General features: G+C 57.3%; 19 protein-coding genes. 5 read left to right on the top strand and 14 right to left on the bottom strand.

Annotated elements, in window-relative coordinates:
* Positions 1-174 precede the first annotated feature (174 nt).
* Positions 175-1,281, top strand: a complete 1,107-nt coding sequence (wzz(fepE), locus tag ABIC80_RS14025) for an LPS O-antigen length regulator Wzz(fepE) (RefSeq protein WP_429177539.1) — start codon at positions 175-177, stop codon at positions 1,279-1,281.
* 80 nt (positions 1,282-1,361) lie between these two features.
* Here the strand turns inward: wzz(fepE) and hemW are convergent, their stop codons facing one another.
* From hemW to ABIC80_RS14000, 5 genes are read right to left on the bottom strand one after another with little or no spacing between them, the layout of a single operon-like run.
* A complete protein-coding gene (gene hemW / locus ABIC80_RS14020) occupies positions 1,362-2,498 on the bottom strand; it encodes a radical SAM family heme chaperone HemW (protein WP_429177537.1) in 1,137 nt (378 codons plus the stop codon).
* Positions 2,491-3,084, bottom strand: coding sequence for an XTP/dITP diphosphatase (locus tag ABIC80_RS14015; protein ID WP_200134936.1), 594 nt, complete (start codon positions 3,082-3,084; stop codon positions 2,491-2,493). Before ABIC80_RS14015 ends, hemW begins: the two co-directional genes overlap by 8 nt.
* 8 nt (positions 3,085-3,092) lie before the next feature.
* Positions 3,093-3,383: a DUF167 family protein YggU gene (yggU, locus tag ABIC80_RS14010; protein WP_042713571.1), complete on the bottom strand. Its 291-nt coding sequence runs from the start codon at positions 3,381-3,383 to the stop codon at positions 3,093-3,095.
* Complete coding sequence (locus ABIC80_RS14005; protein WP_094422044.1) at positions 3,380-3,946, bottom strand: YggT family protein; 567 nt, start codon at positions 3,944-3,946, stop codon at positions 3,380-3,382. The genes yggU and ABIC80_RS14005 overlap by 4 nt, the downstream gene beginning before the upstream one ends.
* Before the next feature lie 18 nt (positions 3,947-3,964).
* Positions 3,965-4,669, bottom strand: a complete 705-nt coding sequence (locus ABIC80_RS14000) for a YggS family pyridoxal phosphate-dependent enzyme (protein WP_312277525.1) — start codon at positions 4,667-4,669, stop codon at positions 3,965-3,967.
* Positions 4,670-4,686: 17 nt separating this feature from the next.
* Here ABIC80_RS14000 and ABIC80_RS13995 point away from each other — a divergent pair, with 17 nt between their 5' ends.
* Positions 4,687-5,667 carry a type IV pilus twitching motility protein PilT gene (locus ABIC80_RS13995; protein ID WP_305207530.1) on the top strand — a complete coding sequence of 327 codons (981 nt, stop codon included), beginning with the start codon at positions 4,687-4,689 and terminating at the stop codon, positions 5,665-5,667.
* Here ABIC80_RS13995 and ABIC80_RS13990 read toward each other — a convergent pair.
* Positions 5,664-7,934 carry an FAD-dependent oxidoreductase gene (locus ABIC80_RS13990; RefSeq protein WP_429177535.1) on the bottom strand — a complete coding sequence of 757 codons (2,271 nt, stop codon included), beginning with the start codon at positions 7,932-7,934 and terminating at the stop codon, positions 5,664-5,666. The two genes, ABIC80_RS13995 and ABIC80_RS13990, sit on opposite strands and share 4 nt — an antisense overlap.
* A 67-nt stretch (positions 7,935-8,001) precedes the next feature.
* Between ABIC80_RS13990 and ABIC80_RS13985 the strand changes: the two genes are divergently transcribed.
* Entirely contained in the window at positions 8,002-8,694 is a 693-nt protein-coding gene (locus tag ABIC80_RS13985; protein WP_429177533.1) for an IclR family transcriptional regulator domain-containing protein, read from the top strand.
* Positions 8,695-8,826: 132 nt separating this feature from the next.
* On the opposite strand, the gene ruvX is transcribed toward ABIC80_RS13985, so the two are convergent.
* The 8 genes from ruvX to metK all read right to left on the bottom strand — a co-directional run bounded on the left by ruvX (position 8,827) and on the right by metK (position 16,014).
* Positions 8,827-9,243, bottom strand: coding sequence for a Holliday junction resolvase RuvX (gene ruvX / locus ABIC80_RS13980; protein WP_023480823.1), 417 nt, complete (start codon positions 9,241-9,243; stop codon positions 8,827-8,829).
* On the bottom strand, positions 9,243-9,806 hold the full coding sequence (locus tag ABIC80_RS13975; protein ID WP_023480870.1) for a YqgE/AlgH family protein: 564 nt from the start codon (positions 9,804-9,806) through the stop codon (positions 9,243-9,245). Before ABIC80_RS13975 ends, ruvX begins: the two co-directional genes overlap by 1 nt.
* A gap of 118 nt (positions 9,807-9,924) precedes the next feature.
* A complete protein-coding gene (gene gshB / locus ABIC80_RS13970) occupies positions 9,925-10,872 on the bottom strand; it encodes a glutathione synthase (protein ID WP_042713582.1) in 948 nt (315 codons plus the stop codon).
* A 13-nt stretch (positions 10,873-10,885) separates the two neighbouring features.
* Entirely contained in the window at positions 10,886-11,617 is a 732-nt protein-coding gene (gene rsmE, locus ABIC80_RS13965; protein WP_042713583.1) for a 16S rRNA (uracil(1498)-N(3))-methyltransferase, read from the bottom strand.
* A gap of 67 nt (positions 11,618-11,684) precedes the next feature.
* Positions 11,685-12,383 carry a deoxyribonuclease I gene (endA, locus tag ABIC80_RS13960; protein ID WP_042713585.1) on the bottom strand — a complete coding sequence of 233 codons (699 nt, stop codon included), beginning with the start codon at positions 12,381-12,383 and terminating at the stop codon, positions 11,685-11,687.
* Positions 12,384-12,470: 87 nt separating this feature from the next.
* Positions 12,471-12,977, bottom strand: a complete 507-nt coding sequence (locus ABIC80_RS13955) for a SprT family zinc-dependent metalloprotease (RefSeq protein ID WP_429177531.1) — start codon at positions 12,975-12,977, stop codon at positions 12,471-12,473.
* An 83-nt stretch (positions 12,978-13,060) separates the two neighbouring features.
* Positions 13,061-14,455 carry a sugar porter family MFS transporter gene (locus ABIC80_RS13950; protein ID WP_076769185.1) on the bottom strand — a complete coding sequence of 465 codons (1,395 nt, stop codon included), beginning with the start codon at positions 14,453-14,455 and terminating at the stop codon, positions 13,061-13,063.
* A 404-nt stretch (positions 14,456-14,859) separates the two neighbouring features.
* The gene (metK, locus tag ABIC80_RS13945) at positions 14,860-16,014 is read right to left on the bottom strand and encodes a methionine adenosyltransferase (protein WP_076769184.1); all 1,155 of its coding nucleotides are present in this window, start codon (positions 16,012-16,014) and stop codon (positions 14,860-14,862) included.
* 406 nt (positions 16,015-16,420) lie between these two features.
* Between metK and ABIC80_RS13940 the strand changes: the two genes are divergently transcribed.
* Together ABIC80_RS13940 and yqgB are read left to right on the top strand one after the other, a co-directional pair.
* Complete coding sequence (locus ABIC80_RS13940) at positions 16,421-16,564, top strand: hypothetical protein (protein WP_420920225.1); 144 nt, start codon at positions 16,421-16,423, stop codon at positions 16,562-16,564.
* A 77-nt stretch (positions 16,565-16,641) separates the two neighbouring features.
* On the top strand, positions 16,642-16,836 hold the full coding sequence (gene yqgB / locus ABIC80_RS13935; protein WP_429177529.1) for an acid stress response protein YqgB: 195 nt from the start codon (positions 16,642-16,644) through the stop codon (positions 16,834-16,836).
* The last annotated feature ends 8 nt before the right edge of the window (positions 16,837-16,844 follow it).

Genomic DNA, 16,844 nt, shown 5'->3' with positions numbered 1-16,844 from the left:
TGCCCACAAAAGCAAGTAGCAATTCGCAGATAACCCCTACCAGAATTTGGGGTTTTACTTAAGTAATTAATCAATTATCTGAATTGTCCATAACTTGTATACTTTCAGAATGTTCTTGTTGATGCTAATATCGCCGTCTCAAATCACGGATATGATTTCTTCATAAATACTCCTATGTCATCAATAAACATACAGCCGAAAGGCGACGCTTCATTTTATGAAGAGCCCGCGCTTTCGTTTAAAAATAATGAGATCGATCTGCTCTATTTGCTGAGCCTGTTATGGCGAGGCAAGAAACTTATTACCGGTACAGTTGTGTTGTTTGCCGTTTGCGCATTCTTTATCACCGCCTTACTCCCGCAAAAGTGGACCAGCCAGGCGGAGATTACGCCGGCAGAGCGAATCCAGTGGGCTGAGCTGCAACGAGCGCTCATGACGCTGCAGGTTCTGGATGTAAAAACCACTATTTCACAGGATGATGTTTACCACCTGTTCCTGAAAAAATTCTCTTCTCAATCATTAAAAGAGGAGTTCCTTGCCAACTCGCCGTTGGTGCTGGGCAAGCTGGAAGAGAACAATATCGATCAGGATGAACTGCGCCGTGCGCTGACGCTGTTGACGCAGAAGATCAAAGCGACCAATAACGCCAAACTGGCGAGTGCTGATAATACGCCGTACGCTTCCTGGACGCTCAGCTTCACTGCGCCGACGGCGACAGAAGCCCAGCAGGTGCTGAAAGGCTACATCGATTTCATTTCTGCCAAAGTAGTCAACGAGACGCTGGCAACGCTGCGTAATGATGTTGAGTTGAAGAAGAACTTTGAAAAGAACGTGCTGGAGATGGATCGTGCCCGAATTGCTACAAAGCATGATGCGAATGTGAAGCGCCTGAACTACTCCCTTGAAGTAGCGAATGCCGCGGGCATCAAACGCCCGGTCTATAGCAATGGCCAGGCGGTACAGGATGACCCGGACTTCTCTATCGCGCTGGGTGCAGACGGTATCTCTGAAAAACTGCGCATTGAGCAGTCGATGAAAGATTTTACCGAGCTGAATGCCGATTTTCGCAACCGTGAATACACTCTGGCGCAGCTGCAAAAAGTTGATATTAAAGATGTGGAGTTTTCTCCCTTCAAATATCAACTCTCGCCGTCGCTGCCGATGAAAAAAGATGGCCCGGGGAAAGCGATTATCATGGCGTTGGCCGTTATTCTTGGTGGCATTATATCCTCTGGCATCGTTTTATTGCGCCACGGGATGCACCAGCGGAAGTTGCTGTAATACTACTCTTTAAATAATCACGCCGCTAAAATAAATAAGGGGAAATAATATTTCCCCTTATTTTTATCTCTCACTTCACGTTATTCGCTAAGAAACAACTCAAGCAGTGAATTGAGAAACAGCTTACCGTGCTCGGTTATCTGCCAGTGCGTTGCGTTCTCGGTCAGATAATTGAGCGCCAGCGCCTGCTCAATTTGCGGGCGGATGGTCGCTTCATCCAGACCGGTATACGCGGAAAACTCTGCCCGCGGCGCCGGTTCCAGCAGGCGGAACCGGTTCATAAAGAACTCGAACGGCTTATCCTGCTTTTCAACATCATGCTGCTTATCAAGGTAATTTCCCTGCATATAGCCGCGTGGATGGCGCGTTTTCGCCGTACGCAAAATGCGTCCGTCCGCGAAGGTCACTTTGCCGTGCGCGCCGCAGCCGATTCCGAGGTAGTCGCCAAAGCGCCAGTAGTTCAGGTTGTGCTGGCACTGATAACCCGGTTTGGCATAGGCCGAGGTTTCATACTGCTGATAACCGGCAGCTGTCAGGATCTGATGCCCCTGCTCGAAGATATCCCACAGCGCGTCGTCATCCGGCAGCACCGGCGGGCGCGAGCTGAAGAGCGTATTGGGTTCGATGGTGAGCTGATACCACGACAGATGCGGTGGATTTAAGGCGATGGCCTGGCGCAGATCGTCGAGCGCTTCCTCAACGGATTGATCCGGCAAGCCGTGCATTAAATCGAGGTTGAAACTGCGCAGCCCCAGCCCGCTCGCAAGGCGTGCCGCACGTTTAGCTTCTTCCGGGCCGTGAATACGCCCGAGACGCTGCAACTTGGTTTCACTGAAACTCTGCACGCCTATCGAGATACGGTTAACGCCAGCGCGCTGGTAGTCGGCGAAGCGGTCAGCCTCAACGGTGCCCGGATTCGCCTCCATGGTAATTTCCGCATCACTGGCCAGCGGCAGACGCGCGCGAACGCCATCGAGCAGAGTCTGCATTGCCGGGCCGGAGAGCAGGCTTGGCGTACCGCCGCCGATAAAGATGGTCTTTATTTCCCGTCCCTGGGCGTAGGCGGCGTCACGATCCAGATCCGCAAGCAGATGCTGGACATAGTCGTCGTGCGGCACTTCGCCCTTCAGCGCGTGAGAGTTGAAGTCGCAGTAGGGGCACTTCTGCACGCACCAGGGAATGTGAATATAGAGACTCAGAGGCGGCAAATCAGCCATTACGCATTGCTTCCAGTAACAGGGTTAACGCCTGACCGCGATGGGAGAGGGCGCGCTTCTCGTCGCGTGTCAGCTCCGCGGCGGTTTTGCCTTCGGAGGGGACGAAAAAGATAGGGTCGTAACCAAAGCCGCCGCTGCCCGCAGGCGCGCGGGCAATCACGCCAGGCCAGCTTCCGTGGCACACCAGCGGCGTCGGATCGTCGGCATGGCGCATATAGACCAGCACACAGTGGAACTGCGCCTGGCGCTCGCCGTCCGGCACGTTTTGCAGCGCATCAAGCAGTTTTTCCAGGTTCTGTTGATCGCTGGCTTCAAGGCCTGCGTAGCGTGCGGAGTAGATCCCCGGCGCGCCGCCCAGCGCATCGACTGCCAGCCCTGAATCATCGGCAATGGCGGGTAAGCCGGTCACTTTTGCCGCATGGCGGGCTTTCAGAATGGCATTTTCAATAAAGGTCAGCCCAGTCTCTTCAACGGATTCGACGCCCAGCTCGGTTTGTGCGACCACATCGAGACCGAAATCATTGAGCAGCGAGGCAAGCTCGCGCACTTTACCGGCGTTACCGGTGGCGAGGACAACTTTTTGCATAGCGGATCCTAATTTATCAGCGCCGCGACTTCTGTCGGGATCTGTTGCGGATGAACGATTTTAATCTGTTTATGGCGGCCCAGTTCGCCCTTTTCGATCAGCACCTGGCTTTTCGCGACGCGGAATTGTTTAGCGAGAAATTTCACCAGGTGCGCATTGGCCTGGCCATCCACTGGCGGGGCGGTGATGGCGACTTTTACTTCGTCGCCATGCAAACCGATAATCGCGTCGCGGCTGGCTTTCGGCTGAATATAAAGCCGTAAAACCAGCCCGTCCTGAGAGGATACAACGGCACTCATAGTGCCATCCACAGCCCCGGCAGCAGCATATTACCGGTGGATTGCAGCAGTTCGGCAATCCCCATATTGAGTACATAGAGCAGCAGCACGAGGATCATCGGCGAGAAGTCGATGCCGCCCATTGCCGGCAGCAGGTTGCGGATCGGGCGCAGCAGCGGCTCGGTCAGCTGAACCAGTGCGTACTCAACCGGGCTGCGGCCCTGGCTGACCCAGCTCATGATTGCCATTACCAGCAGCACCCAGAAAATCATCAGGCCAATGGTTTTGACCAGAATAAGCAGGGCGGATATCCAGATAATCGGCTGCAAGGTGACCACCATAAACAGCACGATCGCCTTGATAAAACTCAGCACAAAAGCGACCAGCAGCGAGGCGCTGTCCAGCGGCCCCATCGCCGGGATAATGCGGCGCAGCGGCCCGACAATCGGCTGGGTGGCTTTAACGACAAATTGCGAAAAAGGGTTATAAAAATCACAGCGTGCCCACTGCATCCAGACGCGCAACAGCAGAACCATGGTGTAGAGTTCAATTACTGTTGAGAGCAGGAAAGTCAACGTCTTCATGGCGTTCCTCAGTTTCTCTTACTTTTTTGTGTAATCGCGCGCACCAAAAATGGCGGTACCAATGCGCACCATCGTACTGCCCGCCGCGATGGCTGCGGACATATCATCCGTCATGCCCAACGACAGGGTATCGACCGTTGAATAGCGCGTTTTAAGCGCCTCAAATGCTACAGCCATTTGCCGTGCCACGGCAAACTGCCGTTCGTACTCTGCTTCCGGTGCCGGGATCGCCATCAACCCGCGCAGGCAGATGCCCGGCAGTTCAGCGAGTTGCGTGGCAAGCTCATCCAGTTCACTCAGGGGGATACCGGACTTGCTCTGCTCATCGCTGATGTTGATTTGGATAAGAACATTAAGCGGCGCGCGCGTGGCCGGGCGCTGCTCGCTAAGGCGGCTGGCGATGCGCAGACGGTCGACAGTGTGGCACCAGTCGAAGTGCTCCGCTACCAGACGGCTTTTGTTGGACTGCAACGGGCCGATAAAGTGCCACTCCAGCCCGCTGACACCCGCCTGCTGGAAGTGCTGGATCTTCTCCACCCCCTCCTGCACATAGTTTTCACCAAACGCACGCTGTCCGGCGTCGATCGCTTCTGCGACGGCGCTCGCAGGCTTAGTTTTACTCACTGCAAGTAACGTAACTTCTTCTGAAGCCCGGCCGCAGCGTGCCGCCGCGGCGGAGATTTTGTCCCGGACCTGTGCCAGGTTATGCGCGATATCGTTCATGATTCCAGGATGGCGTAATGGATATAGAAGAAATAGTGGCGCTTAGTGTAAAGCATAATGTCTCGGATCTACACCTGTGCAGTGGTTCTCCACCGCGCTGGCGACAGCACGGGAAGCTTACCGCTGCGCCTTTTGAGCAGCCCGACATCAGTGCCCTGCTTAGCGGGCAGCTTACCTCCCTGCAACAGCAGCAGTGGCGCGAGTCGAGGCAGGTGGATTTCGCCCTGACCACCGCGAGCGGCAGGCGGCTGCGCGCAGGCGCGTTTGCCCGTCACGGCGGCATCTCGTTAGCGCTGCGCCTGTTGCCACAGCGCTGCCCGCAGCTTAGCGATATCTCTGCTCCGGCGGTGCTGCCCGAACTGCTGGCGCGGGAGAACGGCTTGATCCTCGTCACCGGTGCGACCGGGAGTGGTAAATCGACAACCCTTGCGGCGATGGTGCAGCACCTCAATCAGCAGACCGGAGTGCATATTGTGACGCTGGAAGATCCCATTGAGTTCGTGCACCAGAGCGGCAACAGCCTGATTCAGCAGCGCGAGATTGGGCAACACTGCGCCTCGTTTGCCGACGGGCTGCGCGCGGCGCTGCGCCAGGATCCGGATGTGATCCTGCTAGGCGAACTGCGCGACAGCGAGACGATCCGCCTGGCGCTCACCGCCGCCGAAACCGGGCATCTGGTGCTGGCGACCCTGCACACGCGCGGCGCGGCGCAGGCCGTCGAGCGGCTGGTGGACAGCTTCCCGGCGCAGGAGAAGGAGCCGGTGCGCAGCCAGCTGGCGGGCAGTTTACAGGCGGTGCTGGCACAGAGGCTGGAGGTGGATAAGCAGGGCGGGCGCGTGGCGCTATTTGAGTTGCTGATTAATACCCCGGCGGTGGCGAACCTTATCCGCGAAGGCAAAACGCACCAGCTGCCCGGCGTGATGCAAACCGGGCAGCAGCAGGGGATGCAGACCTTCGCGCAGAGCCACCAGCAGCGGGTGCGCGAAGGGCGTCTTTAGTGAAGATGCAGCGCGTAAACGGCGGGCAGCGCGCCTGCGGTAGCGACGATCTCCAGCCTGATGCTGCTCGCCGTAACGGGGCGGGTGAAACGGTGCTGACAGACGGAGTGGTGATTATCATGCACCTCTGCCAGCAGCCACTCGTCGGCCCACAGGCGATAGTGCGTAATGCAGTGCGGCGTGACGGCGAGCGGGTGTCCCATCTGTACGGACTCCATGGCGTTATCGAAGTCGTTATCCTGCACCAGCGTCAGCTGGCTAATCTCCTGCGGGCTCTCCCAGCGCCAGACAATTTCCGGCGCGGCGTCATCCAGCGCCGGGGACCAGGCGTTGATCTGCTGTTCAGGGCGCAGGCGGCCATTGAGCACATTCTGCATGCTCCAGGCGGCAATCGGCGGATCGCAGCGCAGGGCGGGCATGATCTGCGAAGGGTGGCGGCGAGGCAGCCAGAAGTCGAATTCATCGACGCCGTAATCGCCATCGGCGATCTGGCGAGTATGTTTGGCAACGCGCGCATTAAGGCTGTTAAACACCGTCATGATGCCCGGCAGGCGCGCATCGGTCAGCGCGATCTCAACCTCTTCATGGGCGCCGAAGGCGAGAAAGACGTACTGGTTGCGTTCGCTCTGCCAGTGGAAGGTGACGGTCTGCTCGCCTTCGTCAGCCACGCTCAGCACCTGCTCTTCAAAGTGGCAATCCGGGGTGAAGTTGCCGGCCCGCACGCTGCCGAGCAGGGAGACCGTCAGCTCCGTTGGCCGCTTTGCCCGCAGCCGCAGGGTGATGGAGGGCACGGTATGGCCCGCCGGAACAGGCAGCAGCAGGGCCATCCTCTCTGCCAGCGGATGCCAGTTGCCGTTGGGCGCAAGTGCCGTCAGGCAGTACTCGCTGCTGGCGCTGACGCTGGCACCTGCCGCCGGGTCGTTGAGCCACTGGCGCGGAATATAACAGCCGTTAAGCTGCAGCTGCTGTTGCAGCGCGCCGATATGCTCGCGCTGGGCCAGGGCCAGGGCCAGGGCCTGCGGCGTGAGACCGCGCGCATGGCAAAGCGCGGCGGCGCGCCCCACCACCTCACCGAGCAGGCCGCAGGTACACATTACGCGGGCGCTGCCGAAGGCGACGTGGGACGCGGAGATAATCCGCCCGGTCAGCAGCAGGTTATCCAGCGAGCGGCTGTAGAGGCTGCGAAACGGGATGGTGTAGGTGCCTTTGCTGTGAAACTGACGGCAGCCATCATGGGTGCTGTAGACGCCGTCCGCAGGGTGCAGATCGATCGACCAGCCGCCGTAGCCCACGGCATCGTAGTGGTCGCGCTGCTCAATGATATCCTGCTGGCTCAGCAGATGGTCGCCAACGAAGCGGCGGCTTTCGCGCTTGCCGGGGATCGCGCCGACCCACTCGATGGTCATCTTGTCCGCTTCCGGGAAGTTGCCAGAGTTTTTGATGTGATCCCACACGCCCCAGACGATCTTCCACAGCTCCCATTTGATCTCTTCGCTCTCATGCACGGTATCAAGACGCCCGCCCCACTCAAGCCACCAGAGATCGCAGCCGTTAAGGGTAGAGGTGAGGCGTTTATAGCGGGGGATGGCGGTAATATCTTTCAGCGCGAAGGAGGGGGGAACAAAGTTAACCGGCCCGTCAGTCTGCTTGGTGTAGAAGTAGATGGAGTGGCCGAGTTTATGGCCAAAGTTGTCGCCGGGTGCCATTTTTTCCCCGAGTTCCTCCGCTTCTTCTGCGCCCTCGCGATATTCGGCACCCGCCAGATAGCCGAGCACGCCGTCGCCGGTGGCATCACAAAACTGTGCGCCGCTGACGGTATAAAACGTCTCGTTGATCGGGTTAAAGGCTTTTACCTGAGTAATGGTCTGCGCCTCTTTTTCCACCTCAAAGACGGCGGTATTAAGCAGCAGTGTCAGCCCCGGCTGGCTTCTGGCAAGGTCGAGCAGCACCAGGTCAAACATCACCGGGTTGCCCTCTTTGTTGCGCCAGAGGTTCTCCTCCATGATCTCGCCCATAATGCCGCCTTCTCGCGCCCAGCGGTTGTTGTTGCCCATATGCGATGTCGCGCCGTTTGCCCACAGGCGTACTTCGCTGGAGGCGTTGCCGCCGAGCACCGGCCTGTCCTGGATTAGCACGACCTCTAAACCGTCGCGCGCTGCCGCCAGCGCGGCGCAAAGCCCTGCCAGCCCGCCGCCCGCGACGACCAGATCGGCGTGCAGCTGCCGGGTCGGAAAAGCTCTGGCATCGGTGTGAGGAAAGATTTTCATTATCTTGTTTCCTTTTTGACTGACGGTAGAATCGTTTTTTCCAGCCAACTGAAAAGCGAACCCTGCAATGTCTTCTCAACCGAACCAAAGTCTGATTGATGGCATTCGCTGCCTGCAGTACCTCGTCTCCAGCGATCGCGCCATTGGCTGTCGTGAGCTGTCGCGTCTGATGGGCATTAACACCACCCGCGTAAACCGGTTATTGATGACCATGGCCTCTATCGGCCTGACTATGCAGGACGCGCAGCGTCGCTACCTTCCCGGCCCCGGCATTCATGCGCTGGCGGCGCAGGCCATTCGCGGCTCGGCGCTCTTCTCCCACGCGCTGCCGCTGCTTGAACGCTACGCCCCGAAAGATATCGTCGTGGCGATGGGCGTGCTGTGGGAGGATCAGGTGATCTATATCTACCACTCTGAACCCGGTAGCCAGGTGAGCCAGGCGCTGGCCGGTTTCCATATGCTGCCTGCCTGGCAGTCGGTCATCGGCATGTCGCTACTGGCAGCGGAGAGCGATGAGGCGCTGCAACAGCGCTTTACACCGGAGCAGTGGCAGCAGCTTGGCCCGCATGTCGCCCAGCAGCGCGCGCAGAGGCACGTGGTGTGGCATCACGACGACGGCGAAGTGTCGATGGCGAAACCCCTTGGCGCCCACTCTGCCGCGCTCGCGTTTGCCGGTCTGTGGCAGGTTGACGATGCGGTGGTTGAGGCGCGCTTAGACGCCCTGCACGAACTGGCTCAGCGCTTAACTGAGAAATCCTGATAGCCTTCAATGTTTCTTTTATAGAAACATTGGCGAGAATGCAAAAAGCGGGGCTGGAAAGTGTGAGAAGGATCGGCAGAAAGCCGCGACGCGATCGCGGCTAACAGAAAAGAGAGGGGAAAACGGGCAGGCTTACGGGTGCAGTTCGAAGTAGCTTTCGAGAATAATCACCGCCGAGGCTGAGTCGACGCTGCCTTTATCAAGGGCGCGAAATCCGCCGCGTTCAAACAGCCCGGATCGCGCTTCAACGGTGCTTAACCGTTCATCATGCAGGATCACTTTTGCGCCAAAACGGCCGTGGATTTTATTGGCGAAGTTGCGGGCGCGGGCGGTGAGCAGCTGCTCCGTGCCATCCATATTGAGCGGCAAACCAACCACCACCGCTTCGGGCTGCCACTCTTTGAGCAGGTTTTCGATCCGCTTCCACTCCGGCGTACCGTCCTGCGCTTTCAGCGCCGTCAGCGCGCGCGCCGTCCCGGTAATGCGCTGCCCGATGGCAACGCCAATGCTTTTGGTGCCAAAATCAAACGCCAGCAGTGTGCCACTCATCAGGCATGCCCCGCGACGCCCGGCATGGTCGAAATATCGATGCCGATAAGCTTTGCCGCTTCGCGCCAGCGATCGGCGATGGGCGTTTTGAACAGGATATTGAGATCCGCCGGCGCGGTAAGCCATGCGTTATCAAGGATCTCCTCCTCAAGCTGCCCCTTATCCCACGACGAGTAGCCCAGCGCGACCATCACCTCAGCGGGTTGTTCGCCGGTGCCGAGCGTCTCCAGCACGTCACGCGAGGTGGTGACCACGGTGTTGTCCGAGACGCGAATGCTGGAGGCAAAACCGCCTGGTGGGGTGTGCAGGATAAAGCCGCGATCTTCTGCCAGCGGGCCGCCGAGCAGCACCGGTTTATCAAGACGGATCGCCGGGTCGCGTTCAACGGCCTCGATTTTCAGTTTTTCAAGCACGCCCTCTACCGTCAGGTTTTCCAGCGGCTTATTGATGATAAGCCCCATCGCCCCTTCCTCGCTGTGCTCGCAGATATAGACAACGGAGCGCCGGAAGAGGGGATCCTGGAGAGCAGGCATGGCAATAAGAAAGTGATGCTGTAAATTCATTGTCAGAGGTTCTGTTCCTGGTTCAAAAAAGCGACAACGTAGTATGGGGGGAAAGCAGGGTGCTGTCACGAGATAAAGCGGGAAGGGCGCGGGCTCTCGCTCGCACCCTGTGTGGCACTTATTTAGCCAGACGTTTTTCGATAGCGTCCATCAGCATACCGGTGATGGAGACCGGGAATTCGGCTTCGATTTCACGGATGCAGGTCGGGCTGGTGACGTTAATTTCAGTCAGGCGATCGCCGATGATATCGAGACCGACGAAGATAAGCCCTTTGGCTTTCAGCACCGGCGCGACTTTACGCGCAATCGCCCAGTCGCTCTCGGTCAGCGGACGCGGTTCGCCGCGACCACCGGCCGCCAGGTTGCCACGGGTTTCACCGCCCTGCGGCACGCGCGCCAGGCAGTAAGGCACCGGTTCGCCATCGACTACCAGCACACGTTTGTCGCCCTCTTTAATAGCAGGCAGATAGTTCTGCGCCATGCAGTAGCGCGTGCCCAGTTCGGTCAGGGTTTCGGTAATAACCGAGAGGTTCGGGTCGCCCTCTTTGACGCGGAAAATCGAGGTGCCGCCCATGCCGTCCAGCGGCTTGAGAATAATGTCGGTGTGCTTCTGCCAGAAGGCTTTCAGCCGTGCTTTATCGCGGGTGACCAGCGTTTCCGGCGTCAGGTCCGGGAACCAGGCGGTGAAGAGCTTTTCGTTACAGTCGCGCAGGCTCTGCGGTTTGTTAACGATCAGCGTGCCTTTCTCTTCCGCGCGCTCAAGGATATAGGTCGCGTAGATATACTCGGTGTCGAACGGCGGATCTTTACGCATCAGTACGGTGTCGAGATCGGCCAGCGCGATATCCTGCTCGCTGCCAAACTCATACCATTTGTCGTAGTTCTGCTCGACGGAGAGGGTACGCGTGCGGGCGCGGGCTTCACCGTTAATCAGATAGAGATCGGCCATCTCCATGTAGTGCAGCTCGTAGCCGCGGCGCTGTGCTTCCAGCAGCATGGCAAAGCTGGAGTCTTTCTTGATGTTAATGTCCGCGATGGGATCCATCACGATGCCGAGCTTAATCATTCTGCTTCTCCTTTCAACCCAGGTCGCCGAAGCGAACCTGAAGCGCGGTGATGGCGGTAAGCGCCGTTGTCTCGGTGCGTAGCACGCGGGGACCTAACAAAATATCCGTAAACTGGTAGCGCGCGGTCATGGCGATCTCATCGGCGGATAACCCGCCTTCCGGGCCAATCAGCAGGCGCACGCGCTCGACGGGCAGAGGCAAGGTGTTAATGCTCTGGCTGGCGCGCGGATGGAGGTTGAGCTTCAGACCGCTCTCCTCTTCGGCGCACCAGGCTTCGAGATCCATGGCCGGGCGAATCTCCGGAACACGGTTGCGCCCGCACTGTTCACAGGCGGCAATGGCGATCTTTTGCCACTGCTGCAGCTTCTTGTTCAGGCGTTCGGCGTCCAGTTTAACGCCGCAGCGCTCAGAAAAAAGTGGCGTAATGAGGCTTACGCCCAGTTCGATCGATTTCTGGATGGTGAATTCCATCTTTTCGCCGCGCGACATCACCTGGCCCAGGTGAATATGCAGCGGCGATTCACGATCGTCCACTTCGCCGCGCAGCACGCTGACGCGCACGCTTTTTTTATCAGCGTGGGTGATTTCCGCGTCGAAAACCTGGTTAGAGCCATCGAAAAGCTGCACCGCCTGGCCCGGGCCCATACGCAGCACGCGGCCGACGTGGTTGGCAGCATCCTCGCTGAGGGCAATTTCACTGCCCGGCTGAATACATTCTGGGTGATGGATGCGGGGAATGCGCATGTTTTAGATCCGTTCAGATTACCGCCCGGCACGGCAGGGCGGATGTTAACAATGGCGCTAGTGTAGGTTAGCTCTTTCGCGCCATGCAAGCGCGCTGCACATACGGGTTATGGTTGCCCTGAATGGCCGCGATACGCTCATCGCGCGTGCACTCCCATGCAGTAACCGGATAGAGCTTATCCCAGGCGGTGAAAAGCTGGGTCTGCTGGCGTGAGAGCGGCAGCTGGTATTGATCGCGCATATAGAAGTAGGTGCGGGCAATCGAACCGCGTGCGCGCGCCGGTGGTTCAGCCAGTTTTGCTTTGAAATCAACCTTCATCTCGCACTGGCCATACTGCCCTTCACCGCCGTTCCACTGGCTGTACATAAAGTTACCGCGATCGCCATTCACCTCGCCCACGGCGGGTTGCAGGTTGTGCATATCGCTCTCAATCTTACGGTAGCCCGGATCTTTGGCGCACTGTTTGCGCCCGCCATCCTGCCAGCACTGACGCAGGTGGCCGAACTGCCAGGCGGGCATCACATGCTCCCACTCTATGCGGCTGGCGCGGTTCTCGTTTTTTCGCACTTTATAGCCGCAGGAGGCGAGATCGACGACCCCTTTTTTGCCCTGCCAGATGATTTTACAGCCGCAGTAAAAATCGCCCGGCGCGTCAGCATTCACTTTCACTCCGGCCGCTTTGGCCTGGGAAAAGTTGTTGATACCGTTGGCGGCCAGGGCAGGCACTGCCAGCAACGTGAAGAGAAAAGGTATAAAACGGAACATAGCGAACTCCCTGTCAAAACGAGCTCGCAACGTAGCGGAAGGGGCTTCCTGATGCAATCAGTTAGCGCATAAAACTTCTTAATGGATTCAGTTAGCCGTTTCAGCCATTAACGGCTCGCCGCAGCGCACGCAGCGGTAGATCGCCTCGCCGCGTACTACCCGATTATGGCGACGCAGGGTCAACTGATGCTGCTGGCATTTACAGCGGTAGGGGAAGGTGTTGCGCCGCACCGACTCCAGTTCAAACTGATGCGTTCGCCGCGCGGGTACGCCGAGCACGCTCTCCATCATCCACTTCCACTCTTTGCCGTGTGGCGCAACGCGCCCGAACTCTTTCCACACCAGCAGGTGCGCCAGCTCATGGGGAACCACTTCATCAACAAAGGCTTGCTGATTTTCCAGCAGCAGCACCGGGTTGAGGCGAATTTCGTAATCGGCAAGCCACGCCGTACCGGCGGCGGTGCCGCGCTGTTGGTAGACCAGCTTCGGCTCGGGGTAGTCACGCTCAAGCTTCTGGTTAGCGAGGGCGAGTTTATCCCGCAGGCTACGCATAACAGCTTGCTGGAGGGCAATGGGGAGGCGGGGTGTTTTCATAACTGCAGAGAATAGGATGGGCGGGACGGGAGTGCAATAAGCAAAAAAGGCTTCCTCCGCAGAGGAAGCCTGAAGGGTGTTAATCAGTCACGGGAACCAATTTCACGCAGCGGACGGCCACGCATCAGGTTGCGCTCGATGTGCTCCAGCGAAACGTGTTTGGTTTCCGGCACCAGCCACAGGGTGAGGAGGATGAACAGCACGTTCAGACCGCCGTATACCCAGAAGGTGTTGGCATTGCCCAGCGTGTTCAGCATCGTCAGGAAGGTCGCGCCGACAATCATGTTGGCGATCCAGTTGGTGGCTGTAGAGAGGGTGATACCAAAATCGCGGCCTTTCAGCGGCTGGATTTCGGAGCAGAGAACCCAAATCAGCGGACCGGCGCTCATGGCGAAGCCGATGATAAACATCAGCAGCATGGCGACAGCGAAGTACTGCGCTGACGGCGAGTGGATGCCCATATGCAGCATCGTGCCGAGAATACCCATACCGGCGGCCATCACCATAAAGCCCAGCACCAGCGTCGGTTTACGACCCCAGCGATCCACCAGGCCGATAGCGATAAAGGTCGCCAGCACGTTGGTCAGACCGACGATCACTGTTCCCCACATCTGTTCGGTAGTGTTGGTGTAACCCGCCAGTTCAAAGATTTTCGGCGCGTAGTACATGATGACGTTCATGCCGGTGAACTGTTGCATGATTTGCAGCAGTACGCCGAGGAAGACCGCGCGGCGGAAGTTGCTGTTCTCTTTAAACAGCGCCCAGCCGGTCTGCTTCACTTTCAGGCTTTCGCGGATCTCATCCAGCTCGTTTTTCGCTTCGGCGCTGGTGTCGCGCAGGCGCAGCAGCACCCGCTCAGCATCGTTAAAGCGGCGTTTGGCGGCGAACCAGCGCGGGCTGTCCGGCAGGAAGAAGACGCCAATCAGCAGCAGCACCGCTGGAATGATGATCACGCCCAGCATCCAGCGCCATGCGCCGCTGTAGCTGAAGGCGGTATCGGAGAGGTACGCGCCGAGAATCCCGATGGTGATCATCAGCTGATACATCGAAATCATACTGCCGCGGATTTTTTCCGGGGCGATCTCAGAGAGGTAGAGCGGAGCGGTATAAGAGGCGATACCAACCGCCAGGCCGAGCAGCACGCGCGAAACGATCAGGAACTCGACGTTCGGTGCGGCGGCAGAGCAGAGAGAGCCGATAACAAACAGCACCGCGCCGATCATCAGGCTCTTTTTACGCCCGAGACGCCAGGAGAGCCAGCCGCTGCCGACTGCGCCGACGGCGGCACCAAACATCATTGAGCTCACCACCCACTCCTGAGTGTGCGAGCTGATTTGAAAATCTTCCGTGATGAAGGGCAGTGCGCCCGCAATCACGCCAATATCCAGGCCAAAAAGTAATCCTGCCAGTGCTGCGAGGAAGCAGACAAAAAAGGTCATGGCCTTGTTGGAATGCTTCTGTTTCTTATTGTCAGGCATTATGCCCTCCATTCATGTTATGAATTTTATCGAGATAAACGTTAGGTCACTCATAAGCGAAAAGTCGTGATATGCATCACATGAGTGTAATCGGTTACATTTCGGGCAGGCCACGAATGTAAATAAAAGTGTTGAGGATTATAGGATTCTTGACAATGAATGGTTAATTGCAGGGCGTTATTTCAGACTAAACCGAAGCGTGATGTAACAATTATGACGCGCGACCGTTTCAGCCAGTGAGGGAGGGGAGGAGTTTCGTTAGTTGCCTGGTGTAATCGCTTTCAAATGAAATAGTTACGGGCAGAGTGAGTATAGCTGCACAAATGGCACTGGATGGTCATAACGCGCATAAAAATGAAAAAGGCCAGCGCGAGGCTGGCCTTGATAGCGGTGCGGTCAGTGGATTATTTCAGGCCGGCAGCGTCGCGCAGCAGCGCGGCTTTGTCAGTTTTTTCCCACGGGAAAGATTCGCGACCGAAGTGACCGTATGCAGCGGTCTCTTTATAGATCGGGTGCAGCAGATCCAGCATCTGAATCAGGCCGTATGGACGCAGGTCGAAAAACTCACGCACCAGCAGCGTTAACTGCTCGGTGGAGACTTTCTCGGTGCCGAAGGTTTCAACCATGATTGAGGTCGGCTCTGCCACGCCAATGGCGTAGGAGACCTGGATTTCACAGCGGTCGGCAAGGCCAGCAGCCACGATGTTTTTCGCCACATAACGCGCCGCGTACGCTGCGGAACGGTCAACTTTCGACGGATCTTTACCGGAGAATGCGCCGCCGCCGTGACGGGCCATGCCGCCGTAGGTGTCAACGATGATTTTACGGCCGGTCAGACCACAGTCGCCCATCGGGCCGCCGATAACAAAACGGCCGGTCGGGTTGATAAAGAATTTAGTAGAGGCGTTCAGCCACTCGGTCGGCAGGATCGGCTTGATGATCTCTTCCATCACCGCTTCCTGCAGCGATTTCTGATCGATATCTTCTGAATGCTGGGTGGAGAGCACTACAGCATCAATGCCAACGATTTTGCCGTCGTCATACTGGAAAGTGACCTGGCTTTTCGCATCCGGACGCAGCCACGGCAGGGTGCCGTTTTTGCGCACTTCAGCCTGGCGTTCAACCAGACGGTGAGCGTAGGTGATTGGCGCTGGCATCAGCACGTCGGTTTCGTTGGTCGCATAGCCAAACATCAGGCCCTGGTCGCCCGCGCCCTGCTCCAGCGGATCGGCACGGTCAACGCCCTGGTTGATATCCGGGGACTGCTTACCGATTGCGCTCAGTACGGCGCAAGAGTTGGCGTCAAAGCCCATGTCAGAGTGAACATAGCCGATTTCACGCACGGTATTACGGGTGATCTCTTCGATATCCACCCATGCGCTGGTGGTGATTTCGCCACCGACCAGCACCATGCCGGTTTTCACGTACGTTTCACAAGCGACGCGCGCTTTAGGGTCCTGCTCGAGGATTGCATCCAGCACAGCGTCGGAAATTTGGTCAGCAATTTTGTCAGGATGCCCTTCAGAGACGGACTCGGACGTAAAAAGGTGTTTTGCCATAATAAATTTTCACCTGGTGTAATTCGGTTAAATCGAATTCTGTGTTCGGCTCTCTTCGCGGTGGCTACGCAAAGATGACACAAGAAGTCTGTGTGTTAATCGGTCTGGACGGATTAACATCTGGACGGCTATTTTAGGTTACTTATTCATCCCATTGCCAGCGTTTTTTGATCTGCGTCGCCTCCTGACACACTCTGTCACGGAAAATTTTCCTGGCAATGGGGCAAGAAGGCCTTTTTTATTTTGCTTTTTCACCCGGTTATCGGTATAAAACGCCGCGCGCGGCTCATCAAAAAAGCGCACGGCATCGCTGCTGTGTCGCCACTTCCAGCCGGGTTAAGCAGTGTATTTAATGGCTTTGGCTTGTCGCGGGTCGTCATGGCTTGCGTGGAGGTGATACGAAATAATGAACCGTCGTTTTCCGAATATTCTGCCGCGTCGTTCTGACGTGCACGCATTTCCCGTCATTCGCATCTCTGATCTGCAAACCAGCCGATGTTATCCCCATTTCGGCGCTTCTCAGGACTCCAGGGCCGGTAAGGCATTGTGATAACTGAACAAGGGCTCTCCTGAGCATCAGGAGTTTTCTCGTGGTTTCGCCGGCCTGTCATACTCGGGTCCGGACAGATGTTTTACTATCATATGAACCAGAAACCGGTCGCGCAGTCGGTGCTTTGGCATGTTATGCCGAAAATCATGGCTGTTTATGGGTTGTTATCGCTATGTGTCACTGCGATAGTAGTCAACTATTTCATCCCCGTGTCGCTTCGCCTCGCCAATGAGCAGGGTGACATTCACAGGGTATACACTTTAATTAAGTGAGGTTCGCA

The sequence above is a fragment of the Kosakonia sp. 1610 genome (assembly GCF_050435845.1).
Lineage (GTDB): Bacteria > Pseudomonadota > Gammaproteobacteria > Enterobacterales > Enterobacteriaceae > Kosakonia > Kosakonia cowanii.
This window is presented reverse-complemented; position numbering and strand designations above follow the sequence as displayed.

Excerpts from the sequence above, each read along its gene's own strand:
- ABIC80_RS13985 (WP_429177533.1), top strand. The coding sequence starts at position 8,002 with ATGTCTTCTCAACCGAACCAAAGTCTGATTGATGGCATTCGCTGCCTG.
- ABIC80_RS14015 (WP_200134936.1), bottom strand. The coding sequence starts at position 3,084 with ATGCAAAAAGTTGTCCTCGCCACCGGTAACGCCGGTAAAGTGCGCGAG.
- metK (WP_076769184.1), bottom strand. The coding sequence starts at position 16,014 with ATGGCAAAACACCTTTTTACGTCCGAGTCCGTCTCTGAAGGGCATCCT.
- ABIC80_RS13955 (WP_429177531.1), bottom strand. The coding sequence starts at position 12,977 with ATGAAAACACCCCGCCTCCCCATTGCCCTCCAGCAAGCTGTTATGCGT.
- rsmE (WP_042713583.1), bottom strand. The coding sequence starts at position 11,617 with ATGCGCATTCCCCGCATCCATCACCCAGAATGTATTCAGCCGGGCAGT.
- yqgB (WP_429177529.1), top strand. The coding sequence starts at position 16,642 with ATGTTTTACTATCATATGAACCAGAAACCGGTCGCGCAGTCGGTGCTT.
- ruvX (WP_023480823.1), bottom strand. The coding sequence starts at position 9,243 with ATGAGTGGCACACTGCTGGCGTTTGATTTTGGCACCAAAAGCATTGGC.
- ABIC80_RS13975 (WP_023480870.1), bottom strand. The coding sequence starts at position 9,806 with ATGAATTTACAGCATCACTTTCTTATTGCCATGCCTGCTCTCCAGGAT.
- gshB (WP_042713582.1), bottom strand. The coding sequence starts at position 10,872 with ATGATTAAGCTCGGCATCGTGATGGATCCCATCGCGGACATTAACATC.
- ABIC80_RS13995 (WP_305207530.1), top strand. The coding sequence starts at position 4,687 with ATGGATATAGAAGAAATAGTGGCGCTTAGTGTAAAGCATAATGTCTCG.
- ABIC80_RS13940 (WP_420920225.1), top strand. The coding sequence starts at position 16,421 with ATGAACCGTCGTTTTCCGAATATTCTGCCGCGTCGTTCTGACGTGCAC.
- ABIC80_RS14000 (WP_312277525.1), bottom strand. The coding sequence starts at position 4,669 with ATGAACGATATCGCGCATAACCTGGCACAGGTCCGGGACAAAATCTCC.
- endA (WP_042713585.1), bottom strand. The coding sequence starts at position 12,383 with ATGTTCCGTTTTATACCTTTTCTCTTCACGTTGCTGGCAGTGCCTGCC.
- yggU (WP_042713571.1), bottom strand. The coding sequence starts at position 3,383 with ATGAGTGCCGTTGTATCCTCTCAGGACGGGCTGGTTTTACGGCTTTAT.
- ABIC80_RS13950 (WP_076769185.1), bottom strand. The coding sequence starts at position 14,455 with ATGCCTGACAATAAGAAACAGAAGCATTCCAACAAGGCCATGACCTTT.
- ABIC80_RS13990 (WP_429177535.1), bottom strand. The coding sequence starts at position 7,934 with ATGAAAATCTTTCCTCACACCGATGCCAGAGCTTTTCCGACCCGGCAG.
- ABIC80_RS14005 (WP_094422044.1), bottom strand. The coding sequence starts at position 3,946 with ATGAAGACGTTGACTTTCCTGCTCTCAACAGTAATTGAACTCTACACC.
- hemW (WP_429177537.1), bottom strand. The coding sequence starts at position 2,498 with ATGGCTGATTTGCCGCCTCTGAGTCTCTATATTCACATTCCCTGGTGC.